Annotated in this window: 13 protein-coding genes and 1 pseudogene; 5 read left to right on the top strand and 9 right to left on the bottom strand. The window is 64.7% G+C overall.

Translation table 11 applies throughout. The features are described 5' to 3' along the window. Window positions 1-82: 82 nt before the first annotated feature. Window positions 83-358: pseudogene (locus tag ACWCIA_RS16375) on the top strand (transposase); the annotation flags it as partial. A 484-nt stretch (window positions 359-842) separates the two neighbouring features. Beyond that, window positions 843-1,451 carry a phosphatase PAP2 family protein gene (locus ACWCIA_RS16370; protein ID WP_454164952.1) on the top strand — a complete coding sequence of 203 codons (609 nt, stop codon included), beginning with the start codon at window positions 843-845 and terminating at the stop codon, window positions 1,449-1,451. Window positions 1,452-1,465: 14 nt separating this feature from the next. Here ACWCIA_RS16370 and ACWCIA_RS16365 read toward each other — a convergent pair whose 3' ends face one another. Then, on the bottom strand, window positions 1,466-1,885 hold the full coding sequence (locus ACWCIA_RS16365; RefSeq protein ID WP_454164950.1) for a hypothetical protein: 420 nt from the start codon (window positions 1,883-1,885) through the stop codon (window positions 1,466-1,468). 152 nt (window positions 1,886-2,037) lie between these two features. Here ACWCIA_RS16365 and ACWCIA_RS16360 point away from each other — a divergent pair, with 152 nt between their 5' ends. Continuing rightward, window positions 2,038-3,273: an RtcB family protein gene (locus ACWCIA_RS16360; RefSeq protein WP_454164948.1), complete on the top strand. Its 1,236-nt coding sequence runs from the start codon at window positions 2,038-2,040 to the stop codon at window positions 3,271-3,273. Window positions 3,274-3,400: 127 nt separating this feature from the next. Here ACWCIA_RS16360 and ACWCIA_RS16355 read toward each other — a convergent pair whose 3' ends face one another. The 5 genes from ACWCIA_RS16355 to ACWCIA_RS16335 all read right to left on the bottom strand — a co-directional run bounded on the left by ACWCIA_RS16355 (window position 3,401) and on the right by ACWCIA_RS16335 (window position 10,040). Continuing rightward, window positions 3,401-4,054 (bottom strand): HAD hydrolase-like protein, encoded by a 654-nt coding sequence (locus ACWCIA_RS16355; protein ID WP_454164946.1) that lies wholly within the window; start codon window positions 4,052-4,054, stop codon window positions 3,401-3,403. A gap of 85 nt (window positions 4,055-4,139) precedes the next feature. After that, window positions 4,140-6,005: an AI-2E family transporter gene (locus ACWCIA_RS16350; RefSeq protein ID WP_454164945.1), complete on the bottom strand. Its 1,866-nt coding sequence runs from the start codon at window positions 6,003-6,005 to the stop codon at window positions 4,140-4,142. Between the two features lie 119 nt (window positions 6,006-6,124). Further along, the gene (locus tag ACWCIA_RS16345; RefSeq protein WP_454164943.1) at window positions 6,125-8,599 is read right to left on the bottom strand and encodes a PAS domain S-box protein; all 2,475 of its coding nucleotides are present in this window, start codon (window positions 8,597-8,599) and stop codon (window positions 6,125-6,127) included. Between the two features lie 87 nt (window positions 8,600-8,686). Next, window positions 8,687-9,601 carry an NAD(P)/FAD-dependent oxidoreductase gene (locus ACWCIA_RS16340; protein ID WP_454164941.1) on the bottom strand — a complete coding sequence of 305 codons (915 nt, stop codon included), beginning with the start codon at window positions 9,599-9,601 and terminating at the stop codon, window positions 8,687-8,689. Further along, on the bottom strand, window positions 9,582-10,040 hold the full coding sequence (locus ACWCIA_RS16335) for an Rrf2 family transcriptional regulator (protein WP_454164939.1): 459 nt from the start codon (window positions 10,038-10,040) through the stop codon (window positions 9,582-9,584). Before ACWCIA_RS16335 ends, ACWCIA_RS16340 begins: the two co-directional genes overlap by 20 nt. Before the next feature lie 143 nt (window positions 10,041-10,183). Between ACWCIA_RS16335 and ACWCIA_RS16330 the strand changes: the two genes are divergently transcribed. Then, the gene (locus ACWCIA_RS16330; protein ID WP_454164938.1) at window positions 10,184-11,812 is read left to right on the top strand and encodes an ATP-binding domain-containing protein; all 1,629 of its coding nucleotides are present in this window, start codon (window positions 10,184-10,186) and stop codon (window positions 11,810-11,812) included. Between the two features lie 4 nt (window positions 11,813-11,816). Here ACWCIA_RS16330 and ACWCIA_RS16325 read toward each other — a convergent pair whose 3' ends face one another. Beyond that, window positions 11,817-13,667 (bottom strand): sensor domain-containing diguanylate cyclase, encoded by a 1,851-nt coding sequence (locus ACWCIA_RS16325; RefSeq protein ID WP_454164936.1) that lies wholly within the window; start codon window positions 13,665-13,667, stop codon window positions 11,817-11,819. Window positions 13,668-13,887: 220 nt separating this feature from the next. Here ACWCIA_RS16325 and ACWCIA_RS16320 point away from each other — a divergent pair, with 220 nt between their 5' ends. Next, window positions 13,888-15,030: an acyltransferase family protein gene (locus ACWCIA_RS16320; protein ID WP_454164935.1), complete on the top strand. Its 1,143-nt coding sequence runs from the start codon at window positions 13,888-13,890 to the stop codon at window positions 15,028-15,030. Window positions 15,031-15,249: 219 nt separating this feature from the next. Here the strand turns inward: ACWCIA_RS16320 and ACWCIA_RS16315 are convergent, their stop codons facing one another. Both ACWCIA_RS16315 and ACWCIA_RS16310 read right to left on the bottom strand, forming a co-directional pair. After that, window positions 15,250-15,501 (bottom strand): class IIb bacteriocin, lactobin A/cerein 7B family, encoded by a 252-nt coding sequence (locus tag ACWCIA_RS16315; RefSeq protein ID WP_454164934.1) that lies wholly within the window; start codon window positions 15,499-15,501, stop codon window positions 15,250-15,252. Next, window positions 15,473-15,619: a class IIb bacteriocin, lactobin A/cerein 7B family gene (locus tag ACWCIA_RS16310; protein ID WP_454164932.1), complete on the bottom strand. Its 147-nt coding sequence runs from the start codon at window positions 15,617-15,619 to the stop codon at window positions 15,473-15,475. The genes ACWCIA_RS16315 and ACWCIA_RS16310 overlap by 29 nt, the downstream gene beginning before the upstream one ends. Window positions 15,620-16,334 lie beyond the last annotated feature (715 nt).

Here is a 16,334-nt window from a genome sequence, read left to right as displayed (position 1 = left end):
GGGCCCTCGGCTTTGGCCAGGCCCACGCCTGTCGGGAACCTGTTCATAAACTTCGCCTCAAAGGGATTTTGGGGCGAACGACATGGCCAGGCCCGAATTCCCCAGTGACATTCCACGTGAGCAGTTCGAACTCGTACGCGACATGCTCGAAGCGGCGCGCCGCAAGACGCGTCCGCGCAAGCACGACCTGTACGACGTGTACTGCGCGGTGCTCTACTTCCTGCACACCGGAGCCGCCTGGCGCAGCCTGCCGCGCGAGTTTCCCCCCTGGCGCACCGTGCACGAATATTTCACCCAATGGACGATGGTGCGCGACGGCGAACGTACCCTGCTCGAGCAGACGCTCGACAAGCTGGGGCGCGATACGGAACTGGCGCAGCTGCACCGGCTGATGCGGCCGCGGTGAGGGCCGCCCAGGCGTGTCTGGCTGTGCAGCTGCGCCTGTTGGGTTGTATCAGTCGCGTCAGCATGGGCGCAGGGGTGATTGAGGCCAATGGCCTCAATCACGGGTCCACCGGACGGCTCCGCTCCGCGGCTGGCACTAACGCGTGGACGCCGTCCACGCGTTCAATCAGCGGACGCTTGGCCGCAGCAGTGTTTCCAAGGTGCGTTGAACGCGTGGACGGCATACCTGCCATATGAACGCTCACTGCCGGGTATAGCCGTCCACCCTACGACGTTGCGCGGTTGCGTCACATTCACGTGCTTTAGGAACATTGATCTGACTTTGAGCAGACACAGCCGTAAGCACGGCCGCTCTTGTCACATTCTGTTGCGATTTCAAAGCGTGCGCATCCAGCGGCTGAGCTAAGCTGGGATATTGCTTTTTTTGTAACGCAGCCATGTTCGACGCCCTGAACCACTCCCTGTTTTCGTTGATTAACGCCGCGCCCGGCCTGTCGGGATGGCAGCTGCACGGCGCCCTCTTTGCCGCCGAATGGCTCATCATGATCGTGCCGCTCGGGCTGGTCCTGATGTGGACCAATGGTGCGCCGGGCCAGCGCGATGCGGCCGTGCGCGCCCTGCTGGCCGCGGCCATTGCACTCACGATGAGCAAGATCATCGGCTTGCTCTGGTTTTATCCGCGCCCTTTCGTCGTCGGCATCGGCCAGACCTTCCTCGAGCACGCGCCGGACAGTTCCTTCCCGAGCGACCACGGCACCAGCATGTTCTCGGTGGCGATCGCCCTGATGCTGTGCCAGCTGCGCGAGGCGCGGCGCTTCGGCGCGGTGTTGATGGCGCTGTCGGTAGTGGTTGCCTGGTCGCGCGTGTTCCTCGGTGTGCACTGGCCGCTGGACATGGTGTGCGCCCTGGTCGTGTCGGGCGTGGCGGCGGTGCTGGCCAATAGCCGGGCAGGGCAGGCGGTGGCGGGCGCGCTTGGCGGGCTGATGCAATACGTCTACCGCCGCGTGCTGGCGGCGCCGATCGCCCGCGGCTGGCTGCGTCCCTGAAGTGTATTAAACGCTCAGGCTGGCGGCGTTTCTGCCGCCGCTTCGAAAATCAGTTTCTTGTTCTCGTCCAGGTGAAACAGGCCGAGCGGCTGCCCGGTCACCTGCTCGGGCGCGTCCAGCTCCCTGCACCCCTGCGTTTCGACGCGCCAGGCCTGTTCGCCGGCGCGCAGCGTGTATTCGTTCTCGCCCGAGGCGAACAGTTCAAGCTCCAGTTCCCCGATCGGCAATTCGCCCAGCGCGATGCGGCGCTGGCAGTCCGGCATGCGCGCCGCGACCAGCTCGAGCGTGACATCCTTTTTCCAGAACCAGTCCTGGGTCGCGCGCACCGTCAGGGCGTGCTGGTTGCCGTCGATGTAATACGTGGCCGAGTCGTCGACGCAACCGGCCAGCAGCAAGGGCGCGAGCAGGGCCGCGAGCAAATGAGATTTTCGCATGCAGGGTTCCGAGGTTCGGCGCGGCAAGTGCGGCGCCCCGGGGCAGTATAGAACGTGCCTTTCCCGCCGTGCAACTGAGCCGCGCCTGCCGGACTCCCCCGAATCGCGAATTCGGCGATGATGAAAGCCTTGTCGTCTCCATCAGAATCCCGATGAAACAGCCTGCCTACGAACTGCTCGACGCCGACAAGGCCAAGCCCGTCAAAATGTGGACCCGCGGCGTGCCGGTCGAAGCCGCCGCCAAGGACCAGCTCGCCAAGCTGGCGCAGATGCCCTTCATTTACCACCACGTCGCCGTCATGCCCGACGTCCATCTCGGCAAAGGATCGACCATCGGCAGCGTCATCCCGACGCTGGGGGCGGTGATCCCGGCGGCGGTCGGCGTCGATATAGGCTGCGGCATGATGGCCGCCAAGACCACGCTGCGGGCACAGGACTTGCCCGACAACCTGGGTAAACTGCGCGGCGCCATCGAACAGGCGATCCCGCACGGCATGTCGCCCAAGACGCGCAATGCCAAGGGGCGCGACGTCGGCTCCTGGAACAACCCGCCGCCGCCCGTCGATGCCGGCTGGGCCAAGCTCAAGGACGAGTTCGACGCCCTGTGCCGCAAATGGCCGAAGCTGCGCGGCACGAACAACTACAAGCACCTGGGCACGCTGGGCAGCGGCAACCATTTCGTCGAAATCTGCCTCGACGAAGAAGGGGCCGTCTGGCTGATGCTGCACTCCGGCTCGCGCGGCGTCGGCAACGCCATCGGCACCCATTTCATCGAGCTGGCCAAGCAGGACATGCGGCGCCACATGGTGAATTTGCCCGATGCCGACCTCGCCTATCTCGAGGAGGGCACCCAGCACTACAAGGATTACGTGGAAGCCGTCGGCTGGGCCCAGAAGTTCGCGCGCGTGAACCGCGAAGTGATGATGCAGAACCTGATCCACGCGGTGCGCGGCGTGATCACGAAACCCTTCGAGACCCATGTCGAAGCGGTCAATTGCCACCACAACTATGTGCAGCAGGAACGCCACTTCGGCCGCGACGTGATGATCACCCGCAAGGGCGCGGTCTCGGCGCGCGCGGGCGAGCTCGGCATCATTCCCGGATCGATGGGCGCGAAAAGTTTCATCGTGCGCGGTAAGGGGAATCCGGAAAGTTTCAATAGCTGCAGCCACGGCGCCGGCCGCGTCATGAGCCGCACCGAGGCCAAGCGGCGTTTTACGCGCGCCGACATGGAACGCGCCACGCAAGGCGTCGAATCGCGCAAGGACGACGGCGTGATCGACGAGATTCCGATGGCCTATAAAGACATCGACGCCGTCATGCAGGCGCAGAGCGAGCTGGTGGAGGTGGTGCATACCCTCAAGCAGATTGTGTGCGTGAAGGGGTGAGATTCGCGAAGGAAGTAGGGTGGACGGGTCTCCCGTCCACGCGTTCAACGAACGGTTGATTGGCCTGGGCGTCTGTAGCGACCGCTCACCTGATAGGTGAACGCGTGGACGGGAAGACCCGTCCACCCTACGGTGTACTGACCCGTTTCGCCTGCAAACTCGCAATCCCCGCCAGCGACGCCGGCAAATCGAATTCATGCTCCGGCTCCACCTTGCGCAAGGCCTCAATCGGCGCATAGCCCCAATGCACGGCCGCAAAGGCGACCCCCGCCTTGCGTGCGGCCTGGGCATCGGTTTCCTGGTCGCCGATATACAAGGCGGCGCCCGGCGCCACGGCGGCGCGCTGCAGCACCTTGCGGATGCGCGCGGTCTTTCCGAAGATCGACATGCCGCACTCGTACTGGCTGATCAGGGCGGCCAGGTCCGGTCCCAGCACGCGGCGCACGTTGTCTTCGGAATTCGACGAGACGATGGTCAGCCCGACCGCGCCGCGCGCCAGTTCGCGCAGGGCGTGGTCGACGTGCGGGAACAGCCGGATGCGGTGCGCATTCTGGCTCATCAGCGTTTTAAAACTGGCGGCGGCCAGCGGCAGTTTCCAGGCCGGCATGCCGACGTGGCGCATCATGTCGCGCGTGCCGTAGTGGCGCAGGCGCTCCACCTGCGCCAGGTCGATGCGGCGAAAGCCGTGCTCGTCGGCGATCTCGTTGAAGACGCTCAGGAAGAACGGAAACGAGTCGGCAAGCGTGCCGTCGAAGTCGAAGATGGCAAGGCGATAGCTCATGCCAGCAGGGTAGCGGAGCCGCCGCATGCAACACAAGCGTTGCAGTGGACACATTGGCAAAATTGCCACACTCGAGGGCGCGTGTTCACCCCTGAGTGCGTTCCGGCACCACGAAAGCCAAGCTTTCCTCGAAGGAGCGCAGCACCATGTCGACGTGCTCCTGCACCGCGGCCTGGTTGACCTCGCCGTCGGCAAACGGCAGGCGGATCGTGACCAGCAGCGCGTCCGGCAGCCCGGCGCGCAGCTCGCCGGCCACGCGCTGCCATTCTCCGAAGGTCGCCTCGACCGGATAGCCGAGGAACACGGTCGAGACGAGGTCGGCCTTGTCGGGGCCGGGATTGTCCTGGCCGGCGCCGAGCACCACGCTGCGCGCATCGACGCCCAGCTCGCGCAGGGAGCGCACCAGCAGCTCGCTGATCAGGTCGTCGCGTTCGGTGCCGAGGCCGGCGCACAGCACGACCGAATGGGCGGGCACGTCGAGCGAGCCCTGCCAGCGTCCCAGGCGTTCCTCGCGCATCTTGCGCAGGTGGGCGCCGACGTTGGCGTCGAGCAGCGACACGCGTCCTTTGCGGCGTGACGGCGCGCCCGAGACCGGCGTCAGGGTGGCGGCGACGTCGGCGATGGTGCTGCGGATGCGCGCTTCCTGGGTGGCGTCGATCTGCCCGCTGCGCCCCTCGGTGGCCGCCAGCGCAACGCCGGGCAGCAGGATCTGGTCGCAGTAGCGGGCGAAACTGTGGCGGCCAAGATACGACTTCGCATCGGACAGGATGGCGTGGCGCTCGCCGCCCAGCGCGCGCTGGTAGAAGCGCTGCGCCACGTTCACGTTCGGCACGTCGCCCAGCAGGATCGTCACCGGCTCGAGCGCGCGCACGTGGCGACCGGCCACCACCAGGCACAGCGTCAGCGGCGTCGACAGCAGCAGCCCGACCGGGCCCCACAGCGCGCCCCAGAACAGCGCCGAGACGATCACGGCCAGCGGCGACAGGCCGGAACTGTGCCCGTACACCTTCGGCTCGACCACGTGCGCCACCACCAGTTCCAGCGCCACGAACATCGCCAGGCAGGACAGCGCCAGCGTCCAGCCGGGGTCGATCGCGGCGACGAAAATGGCGATCAGGATGCCCGCCACCAGGATGCCGAGGTAGGGCACGAAGCGCAGCAGGCCGCTCAGGGCGCCCCACAGCGCCGCGTGCGGCACGCCGAAGGCCCACAGCAGCACCCCGGTCAGCACCCCGAAGGTCAGGTTGACGACGAACTGGGTCAGGAAGAAGCGCGACACGCCGCGCGTGGCGTCGGACAGGGCGCGCACCGTGCGGCTGATCTCGGCCTGCCCCGCGAGCCGGATCACCCGGTCGCGCAGGGACTCGTGTTCCAGCAAAATAAAGACCAGCAGCACCAGCACCAGGCCGGTTTCGCCGATCGGCCCCCAGGCCAGCGCGAACAGGCGCGCCACCGTGTCGCGCGTGGTGGCGCGCGGCGCCCGGATTTCCACCGGCAGCGGCTGGTTGGCGCTGGTCGTCAGGGTGCCGCGCCGGACCGTGACCGGCGGCGCTGGCGGCAGCACCTGCGGCGCCACCGCGCTCAGTTCGGCCTCCAGGCGCGCGAACGGGCGCTCCGTCATTTCGCGCACGCTCTCGACCTTCGAGCGGATCGCCTTGCGGTACTGGGGCAGGTCGGCGGTGACGGCCACCAGCTGGAAAGCGAGGATGATGCTCACGCCGACGACGCAGGTGCCGGCCAGCAGCACCGACACCAGCGTGGCCGGCAGGCGTCCGAAGCCGACGCGGCGCAGGCTGCGGATCAGCGGCGCCAGCACCAGGCTCAGGATCGAGGCCAGCGCCAGCGGCTGGAGCACGTCGCGCCCGAAGTACAGCAACCCCAGCACGCAACTGGCGGTGACGATGGCGCTGGAAGTGAGGTTCTTGAACAGGGATGAGTCTGAGTCGCGCATCGGGCTGGTAAGTGGGCTGCGTGGGGTCGCTCGTTAGTCGATGCCGGCGGCCAGGTCGACCCGGTCGCGCCAGCGCGAGCAGTCTAGCACCAATGGCAACTCGGCAGTTCCCATAGGCATCAAGCCAGGTCCTGGCGAGCGTTTCCGTGTGCGTTCAACGCCGCAATGAGTTGCGGCGCATCCACCGGCTTGACGAAATGCTCGTTGAAGCCGGCCTGGCGCGAGGTTTCCACGTCGCTCACCTGGCCGTAGCCGGTGAGGGCGAAATAGGCCGCATGCTGCAATGTCGGCTGCTCCCGCAACTGGCGCGCCAGGGTATGGCCGTCGATCAGCGGCATGCCGATATCGAGGATGAACACGTCGGGAGGAGAAGCCAGCGCCGCGGCCGGCGCCAGGCGCGGATCGTTGAGCGTGTGGACCTCGTGACCGGCCGCTTCCAGCAGGGTGCACAGGGTGGCCGCGGCGTCTGCATTGTCGTCCACCAGCAGGATGCGCAGCGGTTGTCCCGGCGTGGCGGCCGCCGGCGCCGGCGGCACGAACACGGTACGCGGCGGTACCGCGGCGGCGGGCAGCTCCACGATGAAGGTGCTGCCGCGGCCCGGCCCGGCGCTCTGCGCCTCGACCCGCCCGCCGTGCATGCCGACGATGTTCTTGACCAGCGCCAGCCCGAGCCCGAGACCGCCCTGGGCACGGTCCGGCGTGCGCTTGCCCTGCACGAACAGCTCGAAAAGGTGCGGCAGCAGGTTCGGTTCGATGCCGTTGCCGTTGTCCGTCACCGTGATGCGCGCCCGGCCATCCCTGGCATCGACGGCCAGCGAAATGAGGCCGCCCGGCGGCGTGTACTTGGCCGCATTCGCCAGCAGGTTGGCGGTAACCTGGATCAGGCGCGCGCGGTCGCCCAGCACCGTGGCCGGGGCCGGCCCCAGCTGCAGCGCCAGCGTATGGTGGCCCGCTTCGATCAGCGGATGTACCTGCTCGGACGCGCTGGTGAGCACCGACTTCAGGTCGACCGGCGCCTTGTCCAGCTGCACCATGCCGCGCGTGACGCGCGAGACGTCGAGCAGGTCGTTCACCAGCGTCGTCATGTGGCTGACCTGGCGCGAAATGACTTCGCTGTACTGGCGCACCTTGTCGGCGTTGTGCGGCATCAGGCGCAGCACCTGGGCGGCCGCGCTGATCGGCGCCAGCGGGTTGCGCAGCTCGTGCGCCAGCATCGCCAGGAACTCGTCCTTGCGGTGGTTGGCGGCCTCCAGCGCCTCTTCGTTGAGCTTGCCCTCGTGGATGTCGGTGTCGGTGCCCAGCCATTTCACGATGTTGCCTGCCTCGTCGTGCAGCGGCCGCCCGCGCGCCAGCACCCAGCGGTACTCCCCGCTGTGGTGGCGCGCGCGGTAGGTCATCTCGTAGGGTTCGCCGGTGGCGACGCTGTGCTCCCAGCGCGCGCGGCCGGCTTCCTGGTCGTCCGGGTGCAGCAGGTTCTCGGCCCAGGCCGCGCCTTCGGCAGTGCCGCTTTCCATCCCGGCGAAATGGTAGAACTGCTCGTTGTGGTAATCGATCGTGCCGTCGGGCTCGGCAGTCCACACCATCTGCGGCATCGCGTTGGTGATGGTGCGAAAACGCCGCTCGCTTGCGCGCAGGTCTTCCTCGAAGCGTTTTCTCTCGGTGACGTCGCGCGTGGTGCCGGCCACCGCCTCGACCTCGCCGTCGGGCCCGAGGATGGGCACGAAAATGTAGTCGTAGATGCGGCGTCCGAAGGTGCCGTTGAAGGGCACCTCGCCGCGGATCGGCGCCTTGGTCGCTTTCACTTGTTCGATCTCGCGGCCGTGCATCTCCGCGTGCCAGGGCTCGTAGCCGAGCTCCAGGCAGGTCTTGCCGACCGATTCCTCGAGCGTTTTGCCCCACATTTTCAGCAGGACGGCATTGGCGTAGGTGAACCGGTGCTCGAGGTCGAACACATAGGCCAGGTCGGGCGAATTCGACAGCACGGTCTCGTACAGGCGGCGCTGGCGCTCGGAGGCGGCGACCATGGCGGCCAGTTCGCGCTCGGCCTGCGCGTGGCGCGCACCGGTTTCCTGCTCGTGCAGGTGGCGCTGCGTGAGGAGGGCGAGCAGGTCGGTGAAGTAGCCGATTTCGCGGCTGAGCGCGGCGTCCGGCACCTTGGGCGCGCCATGGAAGAAGGCAAGCGTGCCCAGCACGCGGCTGCCGGGCGAATGCAGGGGGAAGGACCAGCAGGAGCGCACGCGGTGGGCGGCGGCAAGCTCGAGGTAGGGGCGCAGGCGCGGCTCCACCAGCACGTCCTCAACGACGACGACCTGGCCGGTATGCGCGGCGCGCCCGCAGGAGGCCTCTTCCGGACCCATCGGCAGGCGCGCCAGCGCCTCGGCAAAGGCGGGCGGCATGCCGGTGGCGGCCGCCATGCGCAGCTGGCTTGTTGTCTCGTCGACCAGGTAGACCGAGGCCCAGCTGTCCTCGCCGATCACCCGGCGCGCCTCGTCGAGCAGGCTTTGCAGGATGGTGTCGTACGACGCTCCGCGGACGGCTTCGGACAGGATGTGTTTCAGACCGTCGAAATCCAGGCTGGCCTGGTGTGGCTTCATCGGGGCGCCGTTTGAGTATGATCAAGGCATCGATTGTAGCCCAGCGCCCCCGCGCGCCAGCCGGCCCCATGCGCTGTGGTGCGCGGCCTAGGCGGCCTGTTGCAGCTGCGGAATCAGCGAGCGGTGCGCGGCGATGCCGGCCATGGCGCCATCGGCCACCGCAAAGGCGACGTTGCCGGCCGGGCGCGCCATGTCGCCGCAGCAGAACACGCCGGGCACGCTGCTCGCCTTCATCGCATCGGTGCGCACATACGGGCCGGCAGGCCCATCCTCCACCGCACAGCCGAGCTCGTGTGCGATCGTGCTCGCAGGGAGCATGCGCGGCGCCACGAACAATCCCGCCATCGGCAGCACCCGGCCGTCGGCCAGCACCACGTCGGCCCGGCCTTCGATCCGTGCGACCGGCGTGCGCTCGATCGTCACCTGGCGCGCATCGAGCGCCGCCAGTTGCGCCGCATCCGGCTCGAAGCTGCCGTTCAGGAACAGCGTCACCCGGCCCCAGTCCGGCAGCATCAGGGCGTGGTGCATCGACAGCGCACTGGCGGCCAGCACGCCGATGTCGCCGGCGTCGAGTTCGTAGCCATGGCAGTAGGGGCAGTGGAAGACGCTGCTGCCCCAGCGCTGCGCCAGCCCCTCGACAGGAGGCAGCTCGTCGGCGACGCCGGTGGCCAGCACCAGCCGCCTGCCGGAGACGATCTCGCCGCTGTCCAGCGTCACGCTAAAACCTTCGCCGCGGGGCAGGGCGCCGGCAGCCTTGCCCTCGATCCAGGTCAAGTTTGGATAGTTCAGCAACTGCGTGCGTCCCTGGGCGGCGATGGCGGCGGCCTCGCTGCCGTCCTGCGTCAGGAAACCGTGCGAGTGGCCGGCGAAGCGGTTGCGGCGCTGGCCAGCGTCGATCACGAGCACGCGCCGGCGCGCGCGGGCCAGCTGCATGGCGGCCGACATGCCGGCATAGCTGCCACCGATGACGATGGCGTCGAACTCAGTCTGTTGGGTGTGCATGGTGTCCTCCTCGGTGTTGGGCGTACTGCGCATTGAACTGTTCGGACAGCGTGGCCAGTGAGACTTCGCCCAGGCGCCGGATCAGCAGGGCCTCGGCTTCCTCGAAGGCGCTTGCCAGCGAGGCGTTGACGACCTGCTCGACCAGGCAGTCGGGCTCGTCGACCCGGTTGCCCATCGCGAAGACGGTGGGCGCGCCGACGGCTTCATAGATGTCGCGCAGGCTCACCTGGCGCAGGTCGGCCGTGATCACCCAGCCGCCGCCATGGCCCTTGCCCGAGCCGACATAGCCGCGTTCGCGCAGGCCGGCCAGCGTGCGCCGCACCAGCACCGGGTTGGTGTGCAGGAAGCCGGCCAGCTCGTCGGAAGTGAGGGGCCGCCCGCTGTGGGCCATGTGCAGCAGCAGGTGCAGGATCGAAGAAAGTCGGGAATCGCGTCTCATGTAACTTATGATAGTACATAACTTCAAAGGCTGCTTGAACCCGTTTTTTCGCGCCTGGACAGTGGCATTTTCAATGGTGTGTTCACATGCCATGAACAGCCTTACAATCTTGTTACCTTTATATCTGCATTTCCCTCACATCCATGGCCCAAATTCATCCTGCCGGCTGGCGCGAGATGTCCGTCACCGGAAATGCAGCACGCGAGATCGAAACCCTCGCCCTCCTCGAACAGCGCCTGTCCGACACCCCCTACCACGTCTACCACGGGGTGCACTGGACGAATGTGGAGGCGGGCTTCTCGGTGTACGGCGACGTCGACTTCATCGTCGTCGCGCCGAACGGGCGCCTGCTGCTGATCGAGCAGGTGGCCGGCTTCCTCAACGAAACCCGGGACGGGCTGCTGAAGAACTTCCAGGGCAAGCCTCGCAAAATCCACGCCCACATCCTGCACACGATCGAGGGCCTGACCAGGCGCTACCAGGGGGAACTGTCGATCGACTACCTGCTGTACTGCCCCGACTACACGGTGCGCGACCCGAACCTGGCCGGCATCGACCCGCGCCACATCATCGACGCCACCAATAAGGGGAAACTGGCACGGGTGATCCGCGAGACGCTGCCGGTCACGGAGAAGACCGACGAATTCGACAAGGTCACGCGCTTCCTCGGCGACACCCTGAGCCTGCGCCCCGACCCGAGCTCGATGATCGGCTCGGCCACGCAGATGGTGACGCGCCTCTCGGGCGGCCTCGCCACCTGGGCGCGCCGGCTCGAATTCGAACCCTTCCGCCTGCGCGTGGTGGGCACGGCCGGCAGCGGCAAGACCCAATTGGCGCTGGCCGAATACCAGGCCGCCATCGACGCCGGCCTGCGCCCGCTCTACGTCTGCTTCAACCGCCCGCTGGCCGATCACATCGAGCGCCTGGTGCCGCCGGGCGGGCGCGTATCGACCTTCCACATGATGTGCGACGCCTACATGCGCGCCCAGGACGTGACTCCCGACTATTCCTCGCCCGAGGTCTGGAATGACATCGAAACCGCGCTGGCCGAAGTCGCCCTGCCGGAAACCTGGCAGTTCGACGTCCTGATCGTCGACGAGGGACAGGATTTTTCGCTGGCCTGGCGCGACATCGTGCTCGGCATGCTCAAACCCGGCGGGCGCGCCATCTGGCTCGAAGACCCGGACCAGAATTTATATGGGCGCCAGATGGTGCCGCTGCCGGGCTGGGTGAAGCTGCATTCCGACACCAACTACCGCAGCCCGCGCCAGATCGTGCAGATGCTCAAATCGATCGGCGCCGCGCGCGACCCGGTGGAGGCGGGCAGCCCTTTCAAAGGGGCCGACATCGAGGAATTGACTTATCCGGAAGGCGACGTCGAGGCCATGCTGGCGCAAACCCGGCGCGCGGTGACGACCTGCCTGGCCGCCGGCTTCGGCCGCCACGACATCGCCATCTGCTCCTTCCGCGGCCGCGAAAAGTCCGCCATCCTCAACCTGGATAAACTGAGCGACGCCCACACGCTGAAGTCGTTCACGGGCGAATACGATTTGTTCGGCAACCCGGTGTTCCGCGAAGGGGGATTGCTGGCGGAGTCGGTCTACCGCTTCAAGGGCCAGTCGGCGCCGGCGCTGATCTTTACCGAGATCGACTTCGAGGACATGACGGACCTCGTGCTGCGCAAGCTGTTCGTGGGCATGACGAGGGCGAGGCTGAAACTGGTGCTGGTGATGAGCGACCGGGCGTCATTGCAGTTGCTGGACCGGATGTAAATCTTCAAATACCGGCCGCGTCGTCCATCGCCGGCGCGCCAGGCGCATCGGATTTGGCCACCCGCACGCAATTGCGCCCGCCGTGCTTGGCCTCGTACAACGCCAGGTCGGCCGCGTGCACCAGCCCCTGCATGTCGTTGCCGTGCTGTGGATACGAAGCCACGCCGATCGAGGCCGTCGCGCCGATGCGCTGGCCGTCGTGCAGCACGTCCCCGGCCGCGATCGCCACGCGGATCGCATCGGCGCGCTTGATGGCGTTGTCGGTCCCGCATTCCGGCAGCAGCACCACCATCTCTTCTCCGCCCATGCGGCAGGCCACGTCGCAGGAGCGGATGTTCTCGCGCAGCGTCAGCGCCACCTTGCGCAGGATGGCGTCGCCGGCCTCGTGGCCGTAGGTGTCGTTGATGCGCTTGAAGTGGTCGAGGTCGAGCACCAGCACGCTGATCGGCGTGCCGCTGCGGCTCGAACGCGCCAGCTCGCGTTTGAGCACCTCGTCCATGTAGCGCCGGTTATACAGCTGGGTGAGCGGATCGATGATCGACTGCTGGCGCAGCGACACGCGCAGCCGCACGTTGCTCAGCGCCAGGCCCAGCTGCTCGGCCAGCTGGCCGATCCACGCGCGCGGGGGGGGGGGGGGGGCGGCGCCCGGCGCCGCGGCCCCCCCCCCCCCCGCCCTCCCCGCACCCCCACCCCACCCCCCCCCCGCCACGCCCCCCCCCCCCCCCCCCCCCCCCCCCCCCCCCCCCCCCCCCCCCCCCCCCCCCCCCCCCCCCCCCCCCCCCCCCCCCAGGCTGGCGCCGGTCACTGTCAGGCAGCCGATCACGTCGCCCTGCGTTACCAGCGGCAGGCACAGGCGCGCCACATCCGCCTTGCCGCCGTGGCGGCAGGCCAGGCCATGGCCGCCGTCGTAGGCGTGCGGGCTGCCGCGCCGCAGCGCCCAGCAGTCGAGCGCCTCGATCAGTTCCGGCTCGTCCCGGAAATCGCCCCAGCCGGCCTTGCGCTCGAGGATGTCGCGCGAATTGTTGTACAGGTAGAGGCTGCCCGACACGTTCGGCAGCAGGCGCGGCAGATAGCTGGCGATGACCTCGGCCGACTCGTCGACGGTTTCCGCCAGCTCCAGCGAGTGCATCAGCTCGGCACTGCGGAAGAGCAGGTCGTTCTGCAGCGAGATCCGCTCGTTGGTCAGCTGGGCGCGGTCGGCCGCGTCCTGCGCCTTGTGCTCGGCCGTGTCGCGCTGGCGCAGGACGCGCGAGGCGGCGACCAGTACGGCGCCGAGGAAGAGGATGTTGGTCAGCGTCGCCACCAGGCTGGCGTTGGCCGCCAGCCTCGAGGTCGCCAGCAGCTGGTCGGCGAGTTCGGTGCGGCGCTGGGAATAGATCGACAGTTCCTTGCCGATCAGGCTGCGCAGCAGGTCCATCTGGGCCTTGCCGGTACCGGCCAGCACCAGGGCCTTCGCTGCCTCGAAACCCTGGTTGCGGCGCAGGGTAATCGTCCACTCGACGGTCTGCATCTTCGCAGCCACGGCGCGTTCGATCGTCCTGGCGCGTTCCACTTCCTGCGGACTCGTCATTTCGCGGCGCAAAGCAGCCTGGGCGGGCAGAATCGCGTTCACTGCGGAGTGGTAGGGCTCGAGAAAGAGTTCGTCGCCTGTGACCACGAAGCCGCGCTGGCCGGTTTCGGCGTTGAGCAATTCTTCCAGCAGCTTCAGTTGCAGGCGCTCGACATTCGACGCGCTGCGCAGTTCCGACATCACGGTCGTCACCTGGTGGTTGACGAACATCGGCAGCGCCGCCACGGTCGACATGACGAGGATGATCGCGGCGGCGGCAAATTTGAGCTTGGATTCGAATTTCATCTGCTGGGGCCGGAGGTCGGGGCATGGCCACTGCCAAGTGACCACCGGTCGGTACACGGAACGGCAAGGTTACCACAGGAAAACTCACGAATTCCCACGATATGGCGCGTGGTATCGATCCGGCAAGCTCGGCTATGATGTCGCCCGGTCGGCAATATCAGCAGCAGTCTGCTTCGGTAGCGTCGGGAAGCGTTGTTGAGGTTGCCAGGCGAGGATGTGGATGAAAGCAAGTGTTGGAGCAGTACCCGCGATGGAGCGGGCGGAGTTTGGCGTTATCAATCTGTTGAAGGCGGTGGCGGCGCAGCTGATCGTGCTGCACCACCTCGCGTTTTACGGGCCGATGGCGGACCACGCGCGGCCCCTGATGCCGGACGTGATCGACTGGCTGGCCGGGGATGCGCGCATCGCCGTGCAGGTGTTCCTGGTCGTCGGCGGCTTCCTGGCGGCGAAGTCGCTGTCCCCGCAGGGCTACCCCGGCCTGAGCGACCCCCTGGGCAAGATCTGGCGCCGCTACCTCAAGCTGGCGCCGCCCTTCATGGTGGCGATGCTGCTGGCGGTCGGCGCATCCGCACTGGCCAGCACTTGGATGGCCCACGATTCGATATCACAGCCGCCGAGCGTGGGGCAACTGGCAGCGCATGCGCTGTTGCTGCACGACGTGCTCGGGTATGAGGCACTGTCGGCGGGGGCCTGGTATGTGGCGATCGATTTTCAGCTGTATGCGGTGATGGGTTTGCTGCTCTGGTTGTGTGGGCGGCTTGCAGGGGAGCGTGTGCGGCCGTGGCTGATGCCCGGGGTGATGACGATGGCTGTCGGGGTTTCGCTGCTGTACTTCAATCTGGATTCGGACTGGGACGTTTGGGCGCCGTATTTTGTTGGGAGTTATGGATTGGGTGTGCTGGCGTGGTGGGCGGGCGATCCGGTGCGTCGTCCGCGTGCGGTCGTGGCGTTGTTGCTGATGATTGCGGTGCCGGCGCTGGTGGCGTTGATGGTTGAGTTTCGGAGTCGGATTGCGGTTGCTTTGGCGGTGGCGTGTGTGCTGATTCTGTTCGGTCGCGCGAAGCCGCGTGCTGGGGCGGGTGGGGTGTGGTCGTTCGTGAACGGCATGGGGAAATTTTCTTACTCGCTGTTCCTTGTCCATTTCCCTGTTTGTCTAGCGGTCAACGCGTTCTTCACTGAGTTTGTCACGGCTGAAGCAAATTTTCAAGCGGTGGGTATGCTATTTGCCTGGATGGCAAGTTTAGTAGTTGGCGCGGTGTTCTTCTGTCGCGTTGAACTGCCGTTAGGCCGCCTACATTCTGTAGGCCTTTCGTCCCGTAGCAGTAGCCAGCTCGGCGCACGGCTGCCGAGCCGATACACATAGGACAAATGCTTCTTGCTAGACCAAGTCAGTCCGCGTTTGGGGCGATCAGGACATGGAGATCGGTATCCATCGGCTCCGGCACTTCAATACGCAACCGTAGGAGTAAATGTGAAAAATACTCATCAAACGCCGAAACTTTCTTGAATAGTTTAAAAACTTCGGAGGTTTAATTAGATTAAGGCATGGCTAAATAGCTATGCCTTAATCCGTCTTAGTTTATTAATGCAGGGCTCTATAAAGCATGCCGCCAAGTTTATGCCCAAAATCTAGTGCGGCGTTTCCTACTGCAATAGCTGCCGCCGCTGCTACAAGAGGCGGAAAGCCTCCTGAGATATTTTCTACCTCGTAGTCATTCAATTCATAAAATTGGAAATTATGATTCTGCGCTACACTATCCAGAGCATTCATTTTAATTCCTTTCAAACGTTTAATCAAAACTCGCTTATTTTTCTTTTTTCTTATTTTTCTCATCCATATAGCCTGCCGCTGCCCCAATTGCTATTAATACGACTACGACTACGACTACGGCTACAACAGCAGCACCGCCACCGGAAACTTCATCAACTTCTTGCATACTCAGCTCTTGCATATATTCTCCTTAAAAATTTTTAAGTATTAATTAAGAATTTTGTAAGCGAACGCGCCAATTTTCTGCCCTAGCTCTAATGACTGATTTCCTAAAAATATCGATAGCGCCGAAATGATGACGGCGTGGTAAGGTGTAGGCAATCCATTAAACGCTGAAAAAAATTCTTGAAATGATTGATTCATGGTGGCAATCTCTTTAAAAAGTTCGAGACAAATAATAGATTCAGCATGTGTAGAGCTATTATTAACCATTACTCACAAAACGCTTTAATAGCAGTATAAATAACATGCATGCTTTCCATTTCGGAGATGTTTAGATTTCTTTATCAGCTGCCATTTATGAAGTATAAAATCCTTCAAGCCGGCAAACTCATAATATTGCACTGGTAGAAACTTAAGTTGCAATCAATCAATATTCTTGGATTTTGCGGCGTTCATTTGGAAAATTTTGATTTTAGTTAAAAATTCGCATTCGACGCGACGTGGTCTATTGGCAAGATAGATTTTAATGATTTGGCTCATCACCGTCTCAAGCTTATACTCAGAGGTCGTTGCTAACCTAAAAATCACAGACAATTATTAGATGTAATTGAAAAGTGAATGCTGGGGCCGCTGTCCAGTGGGCACTGGGTAAATCGCAGAGCTTGTTTTTTCTCAGTAAATCCTTGATCAGGAATTAACCGTATTCTAAAGGCTTGCTGCATTGTAATAAGGCA

The organism is Massilia sp. SYSU DXS3249 (genome assembly GCF_053668055.1).
This window is presented reverse-complemented; position numbering and strand designations above follow the sequence as displayed.